The organism is Pseudomonas oryzicola (assembly GCF_014269185.2).
Classification (GTDB): domain Bacteria; phylum Pseudomonadota; class Gammaproteobacteria; order Pseudomonadales; family Pseudomonadaceae; genus Aquipseudomonas; species Aquipseudomonas oryzicola.
In genome coordinates this window covers 2,540,495-2,559,385 of sequence record NZ_JABWRZ020000001.1, presented here as the reverse complement: position 1 = coordinate 2,559,385, position 18,891 = coordinate 2,540,495, and the positions used below count along the sequence as shown (strand labels likewise).

Below are 18,891 nucleotides of genomic sequence, written 5' to 3'. Positions count from 1 at the left end.
TTCAGCGGGCCGGCGCGGGCCTGATCGTCAGGATGCTGCACGGCGCCTGGCTGACCAGCCGTTCGGTGGTATCACCGATCAGCTTCGCCCAACGCCTGGCTTGCACCACGCCGACCACCACCACATCGATGTTCAGGGCGTCAATCTGAGCCTTGATCACGCGCAATGGCGCGCCTTCGCTGAAATGCCGATGAGCGTGCACGATGCCATGGGCATCGGCCAACGCGTCGAAGGGCAGCTGGCGGGCGTCGCGCACCTCGTCTGCCCAGGGGCCGGCGAGGTCGGGATTGGCCAGCATGGCGATAGGCAGGTCGTAAGCCGAGAGCAGGTGCAACTGGCCCTTGCACTGCGCCACCAATGTTTGGCCGGCAGTCACCAGCGCATGGTTGAGTGCGTCATTTTCCGGCGACGGGTTGGCAACATCTACCGCTACCAGGACATTGCCAGGCACGGCCGGGGCGTTCGCCGGGACGAACAGCAACGGCGCCGCGCTCGCGTGCAGCAGCGCCTGGTCCAGCGAGTTGCGGGCGATCTGGTCGAGCAACGAGCAACCGGGGCAACCCTTGATCACCAGGTCAGGTGCATAGCGGGCGATGCAGGCAGGCAACAGGTCGCGCGGGCTGAGGCTTTCCACGGCCTCGAAGCTCAGCTGCAGCCCCAGCGCTGGCTGCTCATCGAGCAGTGCCTGCATGCCGGTACCGAAGTGCACGAAAGCGGCAGAAGGCAGCTGGGCGTCCCGCAACTCGTGACGCAGCTGCAGCTCACTGGGTTCATGGATGCCCAGCACATGCAAGGACGCGCCAGAGGTCGCAGCCAGGGCCATGGCGCGGTACAGCGCAGCGTTGGCCTGGACCTCGGTCATGATCAGCAGAATCCGGCGATACCGGTTCATCGGCCACCTCCCGGCGCGGAAACAAGGTTGTGCGCCCTTGCCATTGTCGGCGCGGGTGCTGGGCCATTCTTGATAAATATCAAGGCACCCGAGCGCCATCGCGCCACCCTACCCTTGAACCGCTGTGCCGTCATCGTGGCGGCCATCGCTGTGGAGGCCCTCATGAACGCTCTGTCGCGACTGTTACTGATCTGCCACCCAGACCTGCACCCCTCGCCTGCCTTGGCGCGTGCCCAAGCGTTGGCCAAGGCGACAGGCGCTACCTTGCACCTGGTGGTGCTGAGCCAACTGCCATCCCGCCTGGCCACCTTGGACCACGTGTTGCGCGGCAATGTCCGCCGGCAGGATGCCGAGCACCGCAAGGCCTGGCTGAACGACCAGGTCAAGGCGCTTGGCGAGCTAGGCACGACTGCCTATGCCGAAACCCTGGATGACGAAGACCCGCTCAAGGATCTGATCCGGCTGGCCCAACTGCACCGGGTCGAGATGCTGATCAAGGATGTCCGCCATGAAACCCTGGTCAGCCGCGCCCTGCTCACACCACTGGACTGGCAGCTGCTGCGCCGCTGCCCGATCCCGCTGCACCTGGTGGCCCAGGCAGACACCACACTGCCAGCTCGGGTGCTGGCGGCAGTAGATCTGGTCGAGCACGACCACGCGGTGGCCAAGATCAACGAGCGCATCCTGCAACATGCACAGGTGTTGGCGCAGCGCTGCAAGGCGCAATTGCATCTGCTGCAGGCGTATGAGCCTGGCCCCAGCTTCCTGGCCTATGCCGCCGCGCCAGTGGCGTGGACCGAGGACCGGGTCGAGGAAATGACCGGTCGGGCGCGCGAACGCCTGGCGAAGTTCGCCAGCCACTACGGTATCAAGCCGGATCACCTGCATCTGGTGCGAGGCCCCGCGCGCAATGTTGTCAGCGAATACGCCAACCAGCATGGCTTTGATGTCGTCGTGATGGGTACGGCTTACCATGAGGGCATGACCAAGGTCATCGGCAGTACCACCGAGCAAAGCCTGTACAAGGTGCACTCCAGCCTACTGGCGATCCATGCTTGATTCACCGCCTGGTGTGCACGGCGTCCTTGCGCAGGCAACCAGGCGGCAGGTTTCAATCGCGATGCCAGTCGACGCTCAGATACACCTCGCTGTCACTGTAACGGTAACTGCAGGTGCCGTCATAGGCGGCTTCCAGGTCATGGCCGATGCGGTTGGCCAGGTGCGTACCCGTGGTAGTCGCCAGCAGTTCGTCATCCTTGCAATCGACCGCGATCAGCCGTTCAAGCACATGCGTCTGCCGTTCTTGCTGTTCCGCATGGTGTATCAGCTGGCGGATCTCTTGCTCATGGGTTGCCAGGAAACGCCCGGATATGCGCACTTGTCCGGCCGCGGCACGGTCCTCGATACGGCGGCAGGCCGGGCAGACCGTCGCGTCCACCGGGCCGGGGCCAACAGGCCCATGCAGGTGCCATTCACCCTCGTGGTAGGCGGCACCACATTGCGGGCAGCGCGCGCTACCGCCCGGGCGAAGCGGTGTGGCATAAGGATCGAAAGGGTGGGACTTGAACAATTTGTCCTTGCGGCTTTTCTGATACTTGTCCATTGGCGTGCTCACTTTGCAGGTTGTGAGGATCGCAGCCCTTGGCATGCGTTGACCTGCCCAGTGTCTGCCGGCCGGCGACACAGGACTTGATAATGGTCAAACCAAGGGCTGCCCACGCTTTCGGGGTGCCGGCCATGAACGACGGAGCACAGTACATGAACCACATACCGCCGTTATTGTTTGCGTTGCAAGGTAGCGAGGGCTACGGCAATGCCGTGGCGCAACGTCTGGGCTGCAGGTTGTCGGCGCATGAGGAACGGGACTACGAGGACGGCGAACACAAGTGCTGGCCGAGCGAAGCGGTCGAAGGCCGAAACGTTATCGTGGTTCATTCGCTCTATGGTGATACACGCCACAGCGCCCACGACAAGCTGTGTCGGCTGCTGTTCTTCTGCGCGGCAATCAAGGATGCCGGTGCCATCCGGGTGACCGCGCTGACGCCCTATCTGTGTTATGGCCGCAAGGACCGCAAGGTAGAATTCCAGGATTCCACCATCACCCGCCATGTGGCCCGCCTGATGGAAAGCTGCGGCATCGACCGGGTGGTGGCGCTGGACGTGCATAACCCCAGCGCGTTCGACAATGCCTACCGCATCCCAGCCTGGAACCTGTCATGCGTGCAATTGTTTGCCCAGCGCATTGCCCCGCTGCTGGCAGAACAGCCGGTCACGGTAGTGTCGCCGGACATCGGCGGCGTCAAGCGCGCCGAGCACTTTCGCCAGGCGCTGGCACAATTGCTCGGCCGCCCGGTCAGCACCGCCCTGATGGAAAAGCACCGCCAGCACGAGGCCCTTAGCGGGGACTACCTGGTAGGCGATGTGGCCGCAAGCACCGTGGTCATTTTCGATGACATGATCAGCACCGGCCAGACCCTTCTGCACGCTGCGCAGGCCTGCCGGCAGGCTGGCGCGACCCGTCTGCTGGCCGCCGCTACCCACGGCCTGTTCACCGCCGCAGCCCAGTTGTTCGACAGCAGCATGTTCGAGCGGATCCTGGTCAGCGACAGCATCGAGCCCTTTCGCCTGCCAGCGCATTGTCGGCAGGCACTGGTTATCGTCGACACCAGCGCCCTGGTCGCCGCGCACCTGGCCCGCGGCCGCGGGCCAGCGGCATGACCAGGCGCATGCCGCTACACCACCAGGATATTGCAGGGTACCTGGTACAGCACATGCTCGGTGGTGCTGCCGAACAGGCGGTCCAGCCCACGGGCCAGCGGCCGTCCCATGACAATGACGTCCACGGCTTGTGACTCGGCGTATTCGCCCAGCACCGCGACCGGCCGACCCAGTACGAAGTGGCGGCGTTCGGGCGGTGCTCCGAAACGCTCGGCCAGCGCCGTGAAATCGTCCTCGAGTGCCTGCCGCAAGGGGCCGGCGATATCGCCGATGGCCCAGGCGGAATAACCCATGTCACCCATGTAGGCCATCGACAGGTCACAGGCATGCAGCAGATCCAGTTGCGCCCCGGTCTGCAAGGCCAGGGCACTGGCTTGCCGGACGATACCGTCGTTGCGCGCCAGCCCTTCGTCCGAGGTATCGGCCACATCCACCGCGGCCACGACCTGGCGCGGCAATGCCGGCCTGGCGGCGCCCAGCAGGTAGACCGGGGTCGGGCAGTGGCGCAGCAACTGCCAGTCCAGCGGGGTGAAGAACGCGCGCTTGAGCACCGGCTCATGCTCGACCTGCTTGAGCAGCAGGTCGGGCTGCATCTCCTGCACATGCGCCAATATGTCGTCCTGCACGTCGCTGCTCCAGGCAACCTCGGTCGTGACCTGCACGCCCGAGGCGCGCAAGGCACTCACCTGGTTTTCCAGTTGTTGGTGTTGGGTTGCCAGATAGGCCTGCCTGGCAGCTTGATGATCACCCGTTTCCAGCAGCCTGAGTTTGTCCAGTGACTCCAGCAGGGCGACAATGTGCAGGCTGGCAGAACTTGAACGGGCCAGCGCAGCCGCCTGCTCCAGGGCGCCAGCCTGGCGCAGCAGCGGGCGCATTACCAGCAGCAGGCGTTGATAGTGGCTCATGATTGCCTCCAACGGTCGGTTGGCCTGTCACTCAGGCAGCGGGGGTTGCATGGAAGGGGGGTTCTTTTCAGGGATATCGGTCATGGTGGCTTCGGTCAGCAGCAGGATGCTGGCGACCGAGACCGCATTTTCCAGGGCGATGCGCACTACCTTGGTGGGGTCGATAATGCCCGCCTCGTACAGGTCGACATAAGCGTTGGCTGCGGCATCGAAACCGATGCTACCCGTTTCGGCGAGCATCCGAGCCACCACCACGCCGGCATCCACGGCGGAATTCTCGGCGATCATCCGCGCCGGCGCTTCCAATGCACGCCGCAGAATCTGCAAGCCTGTACGCGTATCGCCTTCGCTGCCCGCCTCTTCGGCAAGCAATGCTGGCACCGCCTTGAGCAAGGCAAGGCCAGCGCCTGGCACGATGCCTTCGGCGATCGCCGCACGGGTGGCAGACAAGGCATCGTCCAAGGCGTCCTTGCGCGCCTTCATCTCGGCTTCGGAGGGCGCGCCAACGCGAATCACCGCAACCCCGCCGGCAAGCCTGGCCAGGCGTTCCTGCAGTTTTTCCCGGTCGTAATCACTGCTGCTCGCGTCGATCTGTGCACGGATCTGCGAAACGCGGGCAGCAACCGCTTGCTGGGTGCCCTTGCCGCCGATCAGCGCGGTGCTGTCCTTCAACACCACGGCGCGGTGAACCTGACCCAGCTGGGACAGTTGCAGATGTTCGAGATTGACGCCCAGCTCTGCCGATACCACGGTGGCGCCAGTGAGCACGGCAATGTCCTGGAGCATTTCCTTGCGCCGTTCACCAAAGCCTGGTGCTTTTACGGCTACCGCGCGCAACACGCCGCGAATCTGGTTGACCACCAACGTGGTCAGCGCCTCGCCGTCGATATCCTCGGCAATCACCACCAACGGCTGGCCGCTCTTCGCCACTTGCTCGAGCAGTGGCAGCAGGTCGGCCAATGCGCCAATCTTGTGGTCGCACAGCAGCACGCAGGCATCGGTCAGCTCGACCTGCATCTTCTCGGTATCGGTGACAAAGTACGGCGAAACATAACCTCTGTCGAAGCGCATGCCATCCATGATGTCGACCACTGTCTCGGTGGTCTTGGATTCCTCCACGCTCACTACACCTTCCACCCCGACCTTCTCCAGCGCATCGGCGACCAGCTGCCCGATCAAGGGATCGTTGTGCGCCGACAACGTGGCCACCTGGGCCTTTTCCTTGAGCGTACTGACCGCGCGTGACTGCGCCAGCAATGCCGCCATTACCAGCGCAAGGCCTTTGTCCAGGCCACGCTTGAGGTCGATGGCACTGGCGCCGGCCACCACATTACGCACGCCATCGGCCAGGATTGCATGGGCAAGTACCGTCGCGGTGCTGGTGCCATCGCCAACCGCCTCTCCGGTGCGCTCGGCCGCTTGGCGCAGCATCTGCGCCCCCAGGTTTTCCTCGGGGTCCTGCAGGTCGACCCGCTTGGCGATGGACACTCCGTCATTGCACACCGTCGGCCGTCCCCAGCTGTTTTGCATCAGTACCGATTTCGACTTGGGACCCAGGGTGACGCGCACGGCATCGGCGAGCTGGGTGGCGCCACTGAGGATTTTTTCCCGCGCAGCCGATCGGAAGAGGATTTTGCTATGCGGCATGATTTCGACTCCCGTACAGGCCAGGGGATGGACCACTCTGATGCTGCCAGCATCCCCTTCCCCTTCGCCTGGCGCTTGATTTTTATCAATCGCACCGGGTCATCATGCGCCTCAGCGCCGGTCCAGATGCCGGTACAAGGCATCCTCCTGTTCAAAATGCAGCTTCACCAACGTGTCCAGGCGAATAAGCTGATGCTGGATCTCCTCGGCACTTGGCGTGGCTGCTGCCTGTGCGAAATCCCCGCTCATGCGCGCCAACAAATGGATCAACCGGAAAATTTCCCGGTGCGTGTGGCTCATCGCCGCAAGCGGATCCTCACCGCCTATGTACCGGCTCAGCAGTGGGTATAACCGACGCTCGTCATCCCGCTCATGCCGCTCCAGCACGTCATGTAATGCGGCAATGAGCGCAGCCAGGTCGGTGCGCGCCTGAAGCACAGGGCGGCTGGAAAAATCCCGAGCCATCTGGCTCAGGTCTGTCAAAAGGCTTTGCAGCTGCCGATGCTCGTCCTGCAGGCGGTCCAGGTCACCACTGGCAAGCCCGTTGCGGCCATCGCCGCCCCAGGGCCCGAGCGCGCGCAATGCATTGAGGATGATCAGCAGGTCGATGCCTTCCTGCAGCACGGCACCCATCACCGCTGGCAGGTAGCCTGCTGCGGCAATGAGCATCGCCAGCATTGACAAGCTCATGCCAACCCAAACCCCCTGCCGGGCGATGTGCACGGCATTGCGGGCAATGTCCAGTGCCTCGACCAGGCGGCCCAGCCGGTCGACCAGCAGGACCACGCCGGCCGCCTGCGCCGAGGCAGTCACCCCCGCGGCCCCCATGGCTACACCGACATCGGCCGCAGCAAGCGCCGGTGCATCATTGATGCCATCGCCAACCATCAGTGTCGGCCGTTCGCGGCAACCTTCCCGCACCAGACGCGTCTTGTCTTCGGGCGAAAGGCCGGAACGCAGTTCATCAATACCCGCCCTCAAGGCAATCGTTTCGGCCGTTTGCGCCCGATCGCCCGTCAACATGACGATCTTGTCGATCCCCCGCGACCGCAGCAGGCGCAGGGTCTGAGGGGTCTCCTGGCGTACATCGTCGGCCAGCCGCAACATCGCTTTCAACTCGCCATCTATCGCCACGAAACTGCCACTGCTGGCCAGATAATCCAGTTGCCGCAAGCGCGCCTGCACCCAGCGATCATGGTCTTCCGCGCCCTGCACGTAGGCCAGGGTACCCAGGCGCACGGCCCTGCCCTGCACCTGGCCGGCAAGCCCCTGGCCTGGGCTTTCCTCTACCTGTTCCGGCGCCGTCAGCGCCAGGTCGCGCGAGCGGGCAGCGTGAACGACAGCCTGGGCAATCGGATGGGTGGATGCCTGGGCCAACGAAGCTGCCCATTGCAGTACCTGCAGCGGCATACCCTCCCCCTTGAGCTCGATCGACTGCAAGCGGGCTTGGCCGCTGGTCAAAGTGCCAGTCTTGTCGAGAAACACCTGGCGGACCCCGGCAAGTGCTTCCAGTACCTCACCGTCACGGACGAGGATATTGCGCCGAGCCGCGCGCGAGATGCCCGACAGAATGGCAATCGGTACAGCCAGGATCAGCGGGCATGGGGTGGCGACCACCAGCACGGCCAGCACCCTCTGGACGTCGCCACTGGCCCACCAGGCGAACGCCGCGAGCAGCACCGTCAGCGGAATGAACGCCAACGCGTAACGGTCGGCCAGGCGCACGAACGGTGCCCGCGACTGGCGTGCCGCCTCGGCCAGGCGCACGATGCCGGCATAGGTGCTCTGCGCCGCGGTATGTGTTGCCAGCAGCAATAGCGGCGCGCCGACATTGACCACTCCACTGGCAACCCGCTCGCCGGCATGGCGCGTTACCGGTAACGATTCGCCGGTCAATGCGGCCTCGTCCAGCGTTGCGTGAGCGCTCTGTAGCCGGCCATCCACCGGTACTATCTCGCCCAGGCGCACCAGCACGGTCTGTGCAGGTTGCACCTGGTCCACCGCAACCTCACGCAGGCCGTCCTGTTCCCGAACCCAGGCATGCTGGGGCGCGCGATCGATCAGTGCGCGCAACTCACGCTCTGCATGATGCAGGCTGAACGATTCCAGCGCACGACCAGTGGCCAGCATCAGTGCGAGCACGGCAGCCACCAGCATTTGCTCCAACGCCAAAGCGGCGGCGATTGACAGTAACGCAATCAGGTCGATGCCGGTTTGGCCCTTCGCCAGGCGCCTGGCCATTTCCACCGCCAGCACCAAGGCCATGATGGTGCCACCCGCCGCCCAGGCCACAGCGGCCCACGCAGGCCGCTGGACCGCATAGGCCATCCCCCCGGCCGCCAATGCCAGTACACAGGCCAGCAGCAGGCCGGGGTTCAACCATCGTAGCGCCATGGCGGCTACTTGCGTCTGGCCTGTTGCAGCAGTTGCTGGACCTGCTCCTGGGCCTGCGTCGCCCTGCGCAGCGCTTCGTTGGCCGTCTGCTCGACCAGGTCGATGCGGTAGCACACCTGGTCGGCACGCAAGCGGGCAGTGGCAGCGTTGTCCTCTGCCGACTCCAGGCGCGCGTCGTACTCTTCAGCGTGCCATGGGGTACAGGCGGCGCTGGCCAGCAGCAGGCTCGCCCACCCCACAAGCAGATAGCGTTGCATGGACATACCCTCACGCGTGGCGGAATACCCCAAGTATCGGTGGCGAGGCCTGCGGTGGCCTGACATTTGTCAACCTGCGAAGGCGCGTGCAAGTTGTTCTGGCTGTCTTGACCTTTATCAATCACGCCGTTCGGCGCAAGGGTAGAAACAAAGACTCAGGGCCACCCGGCCCACCTCTTGACCTGCTACCGGAGCCGAACATGAACGACCTTGACTTGCGAGACCTGGTGCTCGAAGAGCTGGAATTCAAACCCGATATCAATGCCGCCAGCATCGGTGTGACTGTGCAGGACGGTGTGGTCACGCTGTCCGGCCATGTCAACAGCTACGCCCAGAAAGTCAGTGCCGAGCGCACCGTCAAAGCCATCAAAGGCGTGCGTGGGCTGGCCGAGGAAATCGAGGTACGCCTGAACAAGCTTGAAGGTACGGCGGACGACACGATTGCCAGTCGCGCCCTGAAAATCATCGCCTGGAGTTCGGATGCCAATGTGGAAGGCATCAAGGTCACCGTGCACAAAGGTACCGTGACCCTGGAAGGCCAACTCGACTGGCAATACCAGAAGGAGGAGCTCGAACAGGCGGTCTGGCGGCTGTCCGGCGTGGTCGGCGTGCACAACCGCATCACCCTCAAAGCCCGGGCTGACGTGGGTGATATCAAACGCCATATCGAAGACGCGCTCAAACGCAGTGCGGAAATCCAGGCCGAAGGCATTCGCGTCAGCGTCAACGGCGGCGTAGTCAGGCTGGAAGGCAAGGTGCACCTGCTGCGCGAGCGGGAGGTAGTCGAACGCGCAGCCTGGTCGGTGCCTGGTGTGAGCAAGGTCGAAGACTATCTGCTGATCGCCTAGCCTTGCAGCGTGGTGGAGGGATGAGCATGAACAAGGACCAGCCCTGGAAGTTCTATCTGCTGGCAGTCGGCTTGTCGGTGCTGGCGGCGGTCCAGTTCGGCCTGTTCAGCCAACCGGCGGTGCAGGCCATCCCTTACAGCCAGTTCCTGCAGTTGCTGGAACAGCAGAAGGTCAGTGACCTGCGCGTCGAGCACGAGCGCATCCTGGGCAAGCTGCAGGAGCCCATCAACGGGCGTTCGGCATTCTCGACGGTACGTATCGACCCGGCGTTGAGTGAGCAACTGGGGCGCTCGGGCGTGGCGTTCACCGGCGTCGCCGAGGACACCGCGCTGGCGAGCCTGCTGGGCTGGTTCATGCCGCTGCTGATGATGCTGGCGCTGTGGTACTTCCTGTTCCGTGGCCTCGGCCAGAAACAGGGCCTGGGCGGGTTGATGGGCGTCGGCAAGTCACGCGCCCGGGTCTATGTCGAGCGGGACACCAAGGTGACCTTCGCCGATGTGGCCGGCATCGATGACGTCAAGGAGGAGCTGACCGAAATCGTCTCCTTCCTGCAGAACCAGGCTTGGTACGCTCGCCTGGGGGCCCATGTGCCCAAGGGTACCCTGCTGGTCGGCCCACCCGGTACCGGCAAGACCCTGGTCGCCAAAGCCATCGCCGGGGAAGCTGCCGTGCCGTTTTTCTCGATCTCCGGCTCGGAGTTCGTGGAAATGTTCGTTGGCGTGGGCGCTGCGCGGGTGCGCGACCTGTTTGAACAGGCCCGCCAGGCGGCACCTTGCATCATTTTCATCGATGAACTGGACGCCTTGGGCAAGATGCGCGGCATCGGCAGTTTCGGCGGCAATGACGAGAAGGAACAGACCCTCAACCAACTGCTGGCCGAGCTGGATGGCTTCGACCCGCGTGAAGGCGTGGTGCTGCTGGCGGCAACCAACCGCCCCGAGGTGCTCGACCCGGCACTGCTGCGCGCCGGGCGCTTCGACCGGCAGATCCTCATCGACCGGCCCGACCGCAAGGGCCGCCTGGCGATTCTCAAGGTGCACCTGCGCAAGATCGTCTACCAGCACGACCTGGACTGCGAGCGCATTGCCGAAATCACCCCCGGACTGACCGGCGCCGACCTGGCCAACCTGGTCAACGAGGCGGCCATCGTCGCCACCCGGCGCGCCAGCCAATGGGTTGAACTGCAGGACTTCACTGCGGCGATCGAACGCCTGGTGGCGGGCGTCGAACGCAAGGGCAGCGTGCTGCGCAGCGACGAGCGCCAGGTAGTGGCATACCACGAAATGGGCCATGCCCTGGCCGCCAGCAGCCTGCCGGCCATGGACCCGGTGCACAAGGTGTCGATCATCCCCCGCGCAGCCGGCGCGCTGGGGTATACCTTGCAACGGCCGACCGATGACCGCTTCCTGATCAGCACGCAGATGCTGCGTGACCGCATGGTGGTGCTGATGGCCGGGCGCGCCGCTGAAAGCCTGGCGTTCGGCCAGGTGTCCACCGGCGCTGCCGACGACCTGGGGCGTGCCACCGATATCGCCCGGCAACTGATCACCCGCTTCGGCATGAGCCCGACGTTGGGCCAGGCGGTGCTGGAGCGGCAACAGGCAAGCTATCTGGGCGAATCGATCTTGCGCCAGGAACGCAAGGACTACTCGGAACAGACTGCTCGCGAGATCGACCTGGGGATCCGCGACCTGCTGGAAGAAGCCTATGGCCGCGCCCGGGCATTGCTCGAACAACGCCGCGACGATCTGGAAGCAGGTGCGCGCCTGTTGCTCGCCAGGGAGACTATCACCCCCGAGGAATTCCCGCCATTGCTGCCGCAGGCCAGTGAGCCGGCCACCTATACTCTGGTCGACACCTCGAAATGAACCGTCAGGGCCAGCCAGGGTATCTGCAATGCTGACCGTCACCTTGATCAACATGCTGGTGGTGATTGTGGTGGTGATCATTCACTACGAATGCCTGCTGCGCCTGAACGACTGGCTCCCGCGGCTCAAGCTGTGGAGCCGGTTTCGCATAGTGGTGGGGGTATTCGGCGCGCTGCTGGCGCATGCCCTGGAGGTGTGGTGCTTCGCAGTGGTCTACTACCTGATGAACCATGCCGAGGGCTGGGGCAGGCTCAGCGGCAACTTCGACGGCAGTCTGCTCGATTGTGTGTACTTTTCCTTCACCACTTACACCACGATAGGCTTCGGCGATATTGCCCCCAGCGGCCATCTCAAATACCTCACTGGCCTGCAGGCGTTGACGGGCCTGGTGCTGATCACCTGGACCGCCTCGTTCCTGTTCCTCGAGATGCAGAAGTACTGGAAGGCCAAGTAACACCCGTCACCCACGGTTCGCCGGCGAGGTCCAGCGCCACTGGGCCACCTCCGGCATATCCTCACCATGCTCGATCAGGTACAGCTTGTGCTTCTCCATGGTCGACCAGTAGCGGGCCCGCGCCTGTTCCACTTGGGGCTGCAGGCGCGGTACATGCTCGAAGACATCGAGTACCAGCTGGTAGCGGTCCAGATTGTTGATCACCGCCATGTCGAACGGCGTGGTGGTAGCACCCTCTTCGCGAAAACCTCGCACATGGAACCGTTGGGGGTTGGCACGCTTGTAGATCAGGCGATGCACCAACGCCGGGTAACCATGGAAGGCAAAGATCACCGGCTGATCCTCGGTGAACAAGGCAGTGAAGTCACGGTCGGACAAGCCGTGGGGGTGCTGTTGCGACACCTGCAGCGCCATCAGATCGACAACATTCACCACTCTCAGCCGCACCTCAGGCGCCTGTTCGCGAAGCAGCGTCACCGCTGCCAGCACCTCCAGCGTCGGCACATCGCCGGCGCAGGCGAGCACCACCTCGGGCGCATCGTCATCATGGCTGGCCCAGGCCCAGCGACCGATACCCGCCTGGCAATGCACCGCAGCGGCTTCCCCGTCGAGCCATTGCCATTCCAGCTGCTTGCCGGCAACGATGACATTGATGTAGTTGCGGCTGCGCAAGCAATGCTCGGCCACTGACAACAGGCAGTTGGCATCAGGGGGCAGGTAGATTCGCGCAACATTGGCCTTCTTGTTGGCCAGCAGGTCGAGGAAGCCAGGGTCCTGGTGCGAGAAGCCGTTGTGGTCCTGGCGCCACACATGCGAAGTCAGCAGGATGTTCAACGACGCAATCGGCTTGCGCCACGGCACCTCGGCAGCGGTCTTGAGCCATTTGGCATGTTGATTGATCATCGAATCGACAATGTGGATGAAGGCTTCGTAGCAGGAGAACAGGCCGTGCCGGCCGGTCAACAGGTAGCCCTCCAGCCAGCCCTCACAGATGTGCTCACTGAGTATCTCCATGACCCGGCCCTGTGCCGAAAGGTGTTTGTCATCGCTACCGCAGGTATCCAGCCACATCTTGTCGGCAGCCTCGAACACTGCGTCCAGACGGTTGGACGCCGTTTCATCGGGGCCGAACAGTCGGAAGTTGTGGGACAACCGGCTGTTTTTCATGACATCGCATACATACCTGCCCAACACCCTGGTCGCCTCGGCCCGTACCTGCCCCGGCCCTGTCATCGACACGCAATAGTCCGCGTAGCGCGGAAGATCCAGCGCCCGCAGCAGCATCCCCCCGTTGGCATGCGGGTTCGCACTCATGCGCCGGCGGCCGCAAGGCGCCAGCGCGGCCAGCTCGGGCAGCAACGCGCCTTGCGCGTCAAACAGCTCTTGCGGACGGTAGCTTTCCAGCCATTGCTGCAACTGTAGCAAGTGCGTCGCTTGGCCAAGGTCCGCGAGGGGTAACTGATGGGAGCGACAGGTACCTTCGACGCGCTGCCCGTCGACGTATCTGGGCCCGGTCCAGCCCTTGGGCGTACGCAGCACAAGCACCGGCCACAAAGGCCTGTCGATGGCCTGAGGGTTTTCGGCGTGGCGCGCAAGGCGCTGAATCTGGCAGATCTTCTCGTAGATGACCTCCAGAGTCCTGGCCAATGCGCGGTGGACCTCCATGGGTTCATCACCTTCGACGAAATAGGGGTCATAGCCATACCCGTACATCAGGCTGGTCAACTCATCTTCGCTGATCATGGACAGCACAGTCGGGTTGGCGATCTTGTAGCCATTCAGATGCAGAATTGGCAGTACCGCCCCGTCCCGGGCGGGGTTGAGAAACTTGTTGCAGTGCCAGCTGGCTGCCAGCGCGCCGGTTTCCGCCTCACCATCGCCAATGACGCACGCCACGATCAATTGTGGATTGTCCAGCGCAGCACCATAGGCATGCACCAACGAGTAACCCAGCTCTCCCCCTTCGTGGATGGAGCCTGGGACATGCGGGCCGACATGGCTGCCAATACCATAGGGCCATGAAAACTGCCGAAACAGCCGGGTCATGCCAAGCACATTGCGTTCGATCGCCGGGTTCAGCTCGGTATAGGTACCGTCAAGATAGGCCTGGGCAACCAAGGCCGGCCCCCCGTGGCCGGGGCCGGTGACGAACAGGACGTTGAGGTCGTACTGGCGTATCAGCCGGTTCAGATGGGTATAGATCAGGTTGAGCCCCGGTGAAGTTCCCCAGTGCCCCAGCAACCTGGGCTTGATGTCGGCCAGCGTCAGCGGGCTTGCCAACAAGGCGTTACCCTGCAGGTAGATCTGGCCAACGGTCAGGTAGTTGGCGGCTCGCCAATAGGCATCCAGCCCTTCAAGTTCCTCGGTACTGGGAAAATCGCTCATGCTCGCCTCCTGTGGGGAATCATCCCCGCGCGCTCACAGATCCTCACCGCGCAGGTCTTCCTCCCGCCGGCTTTGCTGACGAATCAGCAGCGACAGTTCGTGCAGGTTGTCTGCCAGCAGCCCTACCAGGTCGTCCGCAGTGGCGATGCCGACCAGCAGGCCGAAGTCATCCACCACCGGGATGCGCCGGATGTTGGCCCGCCGCATGTTCAGGATGACATCGAACAGGTCTTCATTCTGGTTCGCAGTGATCAATGGTCGTGGCAGCACATCGATCGCCTGCAGGTCCTCCTGGTCCGGTGGGTTGCGCGCAATGATCCGCAAGGCCAGGTCACGATCGGTGATCAGGCCGACGGGCCGGAAACGCTCGCGGTCGACCGGCTCGGCCAGTACCAGGTCGCCGACGTGATACTGGTTCATCATGCGTGCCGCAGCGTAGATGGAGATGCCGGGTGGTGCAGTGACCACATCCCGGTTGCAATATCTGCCAATGGACATGCTGGTTACCTCTGCTGGATGGAGCGTCCCTGCTCCTGAAAGTGACCGGACCGTCATTTACTTGCTGCTGTTGATCGGGATCACCTTTTCCGGGTGAATCGCCTCGGCACGTTTGGGCAGATGCACCAGCAGCACGCCTTTGGCGAACTGCGCGTTGATCTTCTCGGCGTCGACCTCAGGAGGCAGCTGGAGCACTCGCTCGAAACTGCCATAATGGCGCTCACTCAGGTGATATTCCTTGCGTTTCTCATCGACCTCCTGATGCTTCTCGCCGCGAATCACCAGGTTGCCATTGACCAGCTTGATCTCGATGTCCTTGTCGTCCACACCCGGCAGTTCGGCACTGATGCGGTACTCCTCGGCCTGCTCGCTGATATCCATCGCCGGCATGCCATGGGTGAACAGGTCACGCCGCCAGAACGGCTCGACATCGAACGGCGTGTGGCTGAACGGCATGCGCAATGGCCGCCGCCCGAAATCCTCGAACAGGCCGTCGATCTGACGGCGCAATTGCTGAAAAGGCCGCCAGAGATCAGCAGGTTCGCTGCTGGGCGGCGCAGCTTTCGCTGGCGTGGCGGCTGGAGTGACAGGTACTTTCTTGGCTGCTTCCGACATGGCGCGCTCCTCGAATAAGTAATGCCTCCCAGGGAGACGCCTTCGATCTTGCGCGGCACGGCAGCCCCTTGCTTGACCTTTGTCAACCTGCGTGAAGCCACGGTCACCTGCCGGTTTGATCCTGGTCAAAGCGTTGCCATGGCCTGGGCATAGGCTGAATCAAGCAAGGTCACCACATACAGTGCGAGGCGACTATGGGCCGGGGCGGCAGTGCAAGCGTCCGCTTACTCGAGGCGGTGCCGGGCTCCGGTACCCAGCAATACCTGCGCCTGGCCCTTTGCAGCCCGCAACGTAGCGAAGCGATGCCAGGCCAGTACTGCCTGCTGAGCAGCCACAACGAATGCTGGCCCTGCAGTTATGTGAGCCTGCCTGGCGCCAGCGGTCGCTTTCTGGTGGCCACCTGCAGCGTGAAACCCGTGGGGCAGGCCGGTGACCTGTTCGGCTATTCCGGGCCGCTTGGCAACGCCTGGCCGCTGCCCCTGCAAAGCGCAAGGCTGCTGGCCATCAGCCGCGCCGAAGGCCTGTTGCCGCTGTTGGCGGTGCTGGATGAAATCCGTTGCTGGCTGCCTTGGGTCCAGGTGAGCTTGTCTCATGCGGGTATCCCTGCCGAACGCCTGCCAGACGCTTGTCCAACCTGGCTTGCGGCGCTGGCGCACGACAGCAGCAGCGGCTGGCTGCAATTGCAGCGAACGCTGGACACCTTTCGGCCGGACACGGTGTATTGTTGCGCGCCACCCCAGGTGGCGCGCCAGGCTGCCCGCCTGTGCTGGCAGACAGGCATTGCCGCGCAGCGCATCTGGTTGCGCACGGATCATCTGCCACGCCCAGCCTGGGGCGGCCCGCCCCACCTGGAGTGGCCTGTGCAACGCTATGACCGGGTGCTGGCGGCACTCAAGTGGGTTCCTCCAGGCGGGTGAGGTTGGCCAGGCCTTGCGGGTCGACAAGCCTGACTTCGCGCCCGCTGCATTGCAGAAACCCGGCCTGGGCGAAACGACCGAACAGCCGGCTGACGGTTTCCAGGGTCAGGTCCAGGTAGTTGGCAATATCGCCGCGCGACATCGGCAGGTTGAACACATCAGCCCGCAACCCGCGCGCCTGGTAACGCGCCGACATGCCCAGCAGGAAGATCGCCAGCCGCTGCTCGGCACGCCCGTGGCAGCAGCGCAACTGCTCGTCCTTGCCCTGGATGCCCAGGCTGAGCATATGCAACAGCTGATAACGCAGCCCCGGAATCTGGCCGGAGAGATCCATCAGCTGGTCGAGCCTGATGGCACAGACCAGCGAGACCTCCAGCGCCACAGCAAAGCCTCGGTAATGACTGGCGCCGATGGCATCCAGGCCCAGCATTTCACCGGGCAGGATGAAGCCGCCGATCCGCTCGTTGCCATCGGCGTCGAGCAGAAAGTGCTTGATTGCCCCCGAGCGCAGGGCAAATACCTGTTCCATCGGCTCTTCGGCCTTGAACAGGTACTCGCCGCGCTTCAACGGGCGGTTGCGGCGAACGATGCGCTCCAGCCTGTCCACTTCCTCCGCACTCAGGCTGGCGGGCAGACAAAGTCGGCTCAACGAGCATGCAAGGCACTTCACATGGGGCCTCGCCCCCAGATCCATAGGGCCTGACATGATGACGCCTCCGCCTTTTGCGCGTGGCCATATATTCAAACTAGCTGGCGCACTGACTGTTTGCGGGGTTGGCGACCAAGGGTCGGCCGCCCCACGGCGGGAATTGATGCAGGTCAAACCCAGCCAATGCACCTGCTGCATGCTCTAGCGTCGCGTAATGCATTACCCCTGCTTGCCTACAGAGCGGCCATGCCAACCAAGAGGGTGCCTATCATGCAAATCCGTAGCCTGGTTGTCGTTGCACCCAGTCAGAATCGCTACAGTGCGGCCATGGAACAGGCGATCGACCTGGCCACGGCCGTCGACGCCACGGTGACGGTGGCCATCCTTGGCTCGGCCGGGTCCGACGGAAAGCGCGTCGACATTCGGGCTCGCCAGAAAAGCCTGGCCACGGACCTGCTCGACAGAGGCGTTCGCATCAATGCCGAAGTCGTTGTGCTCAAGCCTGGGGTGAATGCGCTGGTCAGGCTTGCCAAGGCATGCACCGCCGACCTGCTGATCCTGGACCCGGCGCTGGTGCAGGCAGACGCTGGCGCCGACTTCGTGCTCATGCTGATGCAGCAGGCGCCCTGCCCCGTGCTGTCAGCGCAGGAACAGCCCATTCGCAGTCATGGCAAGTTGTTCGTCGCCGCGCCAGCCAGCTGCGAAGACCTTGACCAGATAGCGCTGAACACGCATGTGGTTGCAGTGGCCAGGGCCATCAGCCAAGCGCGCAAGGCCCGCATGCATCTGTTCACCGTCTACGACCAGGCGGCTTTGCTGCGTCACAGCAAGCACTACAGCCTGGCGGAAATCCCTCGCTACGAAACCCTCGTGGCCGAGGTCAGAGGCTTTGCCGCGCAGCTCGGTATCCCCGCCGTTCATCATCATCTGATCGTCGGCGCCTGTGCCCATACCCTCTGCGCCTATGCCAATCGCTGTGGCTACGACCTGGTAGTGATCGCAAGCCCGCTGAACGCCCGGCAGCGCGATACGTTGAGCTATCTGATGAACCATTTGCAATGCAGCTTGCTGGTGGTCAATGCCAACGCCAGCGATGACCGCGTGGCCAACCTTCGCTCCCCAGGCCTGTTCGATTCGCTTGTTTCACCGGCCTAACAGGCGGTGCGCGGGCAATTGACAAGTATCAAGTCAGCGCAAGGCCGAAAGCCGACACTGAACGTCCCTTGTTCATAACACGCAGAGGACATTGCCATGGCGCCCGCCGAGACTTCCCGTCCACATACCCTGCCTTCGTTTCCGACGCCCGCTGGCGAGCACTGGATCGAAGCCCTGGAAAACGGCACCCACGTACTGATCCGGCCCTTGCAAGCCAAGGACCGGGAACGCGAGAGGGCCTTCATCGAACGCCTGTCGCCCGAGTCGCGGCATTTTCGCTTCCTGTGCCAGCTCAAGGAGCCCGGCGAGGCGATGCTCGACCAACTGATGAAGGTCGACCAGGACCGACAGGCGGCTTTCGTCGCCCTGGCCCATGTCGACGGCGAACTGCAGGAAGTGGGTATTTCCCGCTATGCCGCCTGCACAGACAAGGATGAATGCGAGTGCGCCGTCACCGTACTCGACAGCTGGCAGCACCACGGCCTGGGCCGCCTGCTGCTCAAGCACCTCACCGACCATGCCCGCGCCAAGGGCTTCCGGCAGATGTACTCGATCGACTCCGCCGCCAACCAGGCAATGCGCGATCTGGCCAAGGCGGCAGGATTCACCACGGCCACCGACCCGGATGACCCGAGCCAGGTGATCCACCGGCTGGTCCTGAACTGACCCCAGGGCCGCCGCACCATCAT

The 18,891-nt window shown here is 63.5% G+C and carries 18 protein-coding genes; 8 read left to right on the top strand and 10 right to left on the bottom strand.

The features are described 5' to 3' along the window. Window position 1: 1 nt before the first annotated feature. Window positions 2–892: a universal stress protein gene (locus HU760_RS11810; RefSeq protein WP_186674381.1), complete on the bottom strand. Its 891-nt coding sequence runs from the start codon at window positions 890–892 to the stop codon at window positions 2–4. Between the two features lie 69 nt (window positions 893–961). Here HU760_RS11810 and HU760_RS11805 point away from each other — a divergent pair, with 69 nt between their 5' ends. Then, window positions 962–1,951 carry a universal stress protein gene (locus HU760_RS11805; protein ID WP_186674382.1) on the top strand — a complete coding sequence of 330 codons (990 nt, stop codon included), beginning with the start codon at window positions 962–964 and terminating at the stop codon, window positions 1,949–1,951. A 52-nt stretch (window positions 1,952–2,003) separates the two neighbouring features. Here HU760_RS11805 and HU760_RS11800 read toward each other — a convergent pair whose 3' ends face one another. Next, a complete protein-coding gene (locus HU760_RS11800; protein ID WP_225931945.1) occupies window positions 2,004–2,495 on the bottom strand; it encodes a BCAM0308 family protein in 492 nt (163 codons plus the stop codon). Window positions 2,496–2,650: 155 nt separating this feature from the next. On the opposite strand from HU760_RS11800, the gene HU760_RS11795 reads away from it, so the two are divergent. Then, window positions 2,651–3,610, top strand: a complete 960-nt coding sequence (locus tag HU760_RS11795; RefSeq protein ID WP_186674383.1) for a ribose-phosphate diphosphokinase — start codon at window positions 2,651–2,653, stop codon at window positions 3,608–3,610. Between the two features lie 14 nt (window positions 3,611–3,624). On the opposite strand, the gene HU760_RS11790 is transcribed toward HU760_RS11795, so the two are convergent. The 4 genes from HU760_RS11790 to HU760_RS11775 form a co-directional block, all read right to left on the bottom strand. Further along, window positions 3,625–4,515 carry a universal stress protein gene (locus HU760_RS11790; protein ID WP_186674384.1) on the bottom strand — a complete coding sequence of 297 codons (891 nt, stop codon included), beginning with the start codon at window positions 4,513–4,515 and terminating at the stop codon, window positions 3,625–3,627. A 27-nt stretch (window positions 4,516–4,542) separates the two neighbouring features. Then, window positions 4,543–6,162: a chaperonin GroEL gene (groL, locus tag HU760_RS11785; protein WP_186674385.1), complete on the bottom strand. Its 1,620-nt coding sequence runs from the start codon at window positions 6,160–6,162 to the stop codon at window positions 4,543–4,545. A gap of 111 nt (window positions 6,163–6,273) precedes the next feature. Further along, a complete protein-coding gene (locus tag HU760_RS11780; RefSeq protein WP_186674386.1) occupies window positions 6,274–8,556 on the bottom strand; it encodes a heavy metal translocating P-type ATPase in 2,283 nt (760 codons plus the stop codon). A 5-nt stretch (window positions 8,557–8,561) separates the two neighbouring features. Beyond that, window positions 8,562–8,813 (bottom strand): hypothetical protein, encoded by a 252-nt coding sequence (locus HU760_RS11775; protein ID WP_170029627.1) that lies wholly within the window; start codon window positions 8,811–8,813, stop codon window positions 8,562–8,564. Between the two features lie 200 nt (window positions 8,814–9,013). Between HU760_RS11775 and HU760_RS11770 the strand changes: the two genes are divergently transcribed. The 3 genes from HU760_RS11770 to HU760_RS11760 are packed head-to-tail and all read left to right on the top strand — an operon-like array spanning window position 9,014 to window position 11,983. Beyond that, window positions 9,014–9,661 carry a BON domain-containing protein gene (locus HU760_RS11770; RefSeq protein WP_170029626.1) on the top strand — a complete coding sequence of 216 codons (648 nt, stop codon included), beginning with the start codon at window positions 9,014–9,016 and terminating at the stop codon, window positions 9,659–9,661. Window positions 9,662–9,681: 20 nt separating this feature from the next. After that, entirely contained in the window at window positions 9,682–11,529 is a 1,848-nt protein-coding gene (gene ftsH, locus HU760_RS11765) for an ATP-dependent zinc metalloprotease FtsH (protein ID WP_186674387.1), read from the top strand. Window positions 11,530–11,557: 28 nt separating this feature from the next. Continuing rightward, on the top strand, window positions 11,558–11,983 hold the full coding sequence (locus tag HU760_RS11760; protein WP_186674388.1) for a potassium channel family protein: 426 nt from the start codon (window positions 11,558–11,560) through the stop codon (window positions 11,981–11,983). A gap of 6 nt (window positions 11,984–11,989) precedes the next feature. Here the strand turns inward: HU760_RS11760 and HU760_RS11755 are convergent, their stop codons facing one another. From HU760_RS11755 to HU760_RS11745, 3 genes are read right to left on the bottom strand one after another with little or no spacing between them, the layout of a single operon-like run. After that, window positions 11,990–14,368, bottom strand: coding sequence for a phosphoketolase family protein (locus HU760_RS11755; protein ID WP_186674389.1), 2,379 nt, complete (start codon window positions 14,366–14,368; stop codon window positions 11,990–11,992). Window positions 14,369–14,401: 33 nt separating this feature from the next. Next, the gene (locus tag HU760_RS11750; protein WP_186674390.1) at window positions 14,402–14,866 is read right to left on the bottom strand and encodes a CBS domain-containing protein; all 465 of its coding nucleotides are present in this window, start codon (window positions 14,864–14,866) and stop codon (window positions 14,402–14,404) included. A 57-nt stretch (window positions 14,867–14,923) separates the two neighbouring features. Beyond that, window positions 14,924–15,481, bottom strand: coding sequence for an Hsp20/alpha crystallin family protein (locus HU760_RS11745; RefSeq protein WP_186674391.1), 558 nt, complete (start codon window positions 15,479–15,481; stop codon window positions 14,924–14,926). A 194-nt stretch (window positions 15,482–15,675) separates the two neighbouring features. Between HU760_RS11745 and HU760_RS11740 the strand changes: the two genes are divergently transcribed. After that, the gene (locus tag HU760_RS11740) at window positions 15,676–16,398 is read left to right on the top strand and encodes a hypothetical protein (RefSeq protein WP_186674392.1); all 723 of its coding nucleotides are present in this window, start codon (window positions 15,676–15,678) and stop codon (window positions 16,396–16,398) included. Here the strand turns inward: HU760_RS11740 and HU760_RS11735 are convergent. Continuing rightward, window positions 16,373–17,104, bottom strand: a complete 732-nt coding sequence (locus HU760_RS11735) for a helix-turn-helix domain-containing protein (RefSeq protein ID WP_186674393.1) — start codon at window positions 17,102–17,104, stop codon at window positions 16,373–16,375. The genes HU760_RS11740 and HU760_RS11735 overlap by 26 nt on opposite strands. A 213-nt stretch (window positions 17,105–17,317) precedes the next feature. Here HU760_RS11735 and HU760_RS11730 point away from each other — a divergent pair, with 213 nt between their 5' ends. After that, the gene (locus tag HU760_RS11730; RefSeq protein WP_186674394.1) at window positions 17,318–18,202 is read left to right on the top strand and encodes a universal stress protein; all 885 of its coding nucleotides are present in this window, start codon (window positions 17,318–17,320) and stop codon (window positions 18,200–18,202) included. Between the two features lie 96 nt (window positions 18,203–18,298). Next, the gene (locus HU760_RS11725) at window positions 18,299–18,868 is read left to right on the top strand and encodes a GNAT family N-acetyltransferase (RefSeq protein ID WP_170029617.1); all 570 of its coding nucleotides are present in this window, start codon (window positions 18,299–18,301) and stop codon (window positions 18,866–18,868) included. Window positions 18,869–18,891 lie beyond the last annotated feature (23 nt).

What these genes read in the sequence shown, in the direction of transcription:
- HU760_RS11810 (WP_186674381.1), bottom strand. Translation starts at nt 892, where the DNA reads ATGAACCGGTATCGCCGGATTCTGCTGATCATGACCGAGGTCCAGGCC.
- HU760_RS11800 (WP_225931945.1), bottom strand. Translation starts at nt 2,495, where the DNA reads ATGGACAAGTATCAGAAAAGCCGCAAGGACAAATTGTTCAAGTCCCAC.
- HU760_RS11795 (WP_186674383.1), top strand. Translation starts at nt 2,651, where the DNA reads ATGAACCACATACCGCCGTTATTGTTTGCGTTGCAAGGTAGCGAGGGC.
- HU760_RS11790 (WP_186674384.1), bottom strand. Translation starts at nt 4,515, where the DNA reads ATGAGCCACTATCAACGCCTGCTGCTGGTAATGCGCCCGCTGCTGCGC.
- groL (WP_186674385.1), bottom strand. Translation starts at nt 6,162, where the DNA reads ATGCCGCATAGCAAAATCCTCTTCCGATCGGCTGCGCGGGAAAAAATC.
- HU760_RS11780 (WP_186674386.1), bottom strand. Translation starts at nt 8,556, where the DNA reads ATGGCGCTACGATGGTTGAACCCCGGCCTGCTGCTGGCCTGTGTACTG.
- HU760_RS11775 (WP_170029627.1), bottom strand. Translation starts at nt 8,813, where the DNA reads ATGCAACGCTATCTGCTTGTGGGGTGGGCGAGCCTGCTGCTGGCCAGC.
- HU760_RS11770 (WP_170029626.1), top strand. Translation starts at nt 9,014, where the DNA reads ATGAACGACCTTGACTTGCGAGACCTGGTGCTCGAAGAGCTGGAATTC.
- ftsH (WP_186674387.1), top strand. Translation starts at nt 9,682, where the DNA reads ATGAGCATGAACAAGGACCAGCCCTGGAAGTTCTATCTGCTGGCAGTC.
- HU760_RS11760 (WP_186674388.1), top strand. Translation starts at nt 11,558, where the DNA reads ATGCTGACCGTCACCTTGATCAACATGCTGGTGGTGATTGTGGTGGTG.
- HU760_RS11755 (WP_186674389.1), bottom strand. Translation starts at nt 14,368, where the DNA reads ATGAGCGATTTTCCCAGTACCGAGGAACTTGAAGGGCTGGATGCCTAT.
- HU760_RS11750 (WP_186674390.1), bottom strand. Translation starts at nt 14,866, where the DNA reads ATGTCCATTGGCAGATATTGCAACCGGGATGTGGTCACTGCACCACCC.
- HU760_RS11745 (WP_186674391.1), bottom strand. Translation starts at nt 15,481, where the DNA reads ATGTCGGAAGCAGCCAAGAAAGTACCTGTCACTCCAGCCGCCACGCCA.
- HU760_RS11740 (WP_186674392.1), top strand. Translation starts at nt 15,676, where the DNA reads ATGGGCCGGGGCGGCAGTGCAAGCGTCCGCTTACTCGAGGCGGTGCCG.
- HU760_RS11735 (WP_186674393.1), bottom strand. Translation starts at nt 17,104, where the DNA reads ATGTCAGGCCCTATGGATCTGGGGGCGAGGCCCCATGTGAAGTGCCTT.
- HU760_RS11730 (WP_186674394.1), top strand. Translation starts at nt 17,318, where the DNA reads ATGCAAATCCGTAGCCTGGTTGTCGTTGCACCCAGTCAGAATCGCTAC.
- HU760_RS11725 (WP_170029617.1), top strand. Translation starts at nt 18,299, where the DNA reads ATGGCGCCCGCCGAGACTTCCCGTCCACATACCCTGCCTTCGTTTCCG.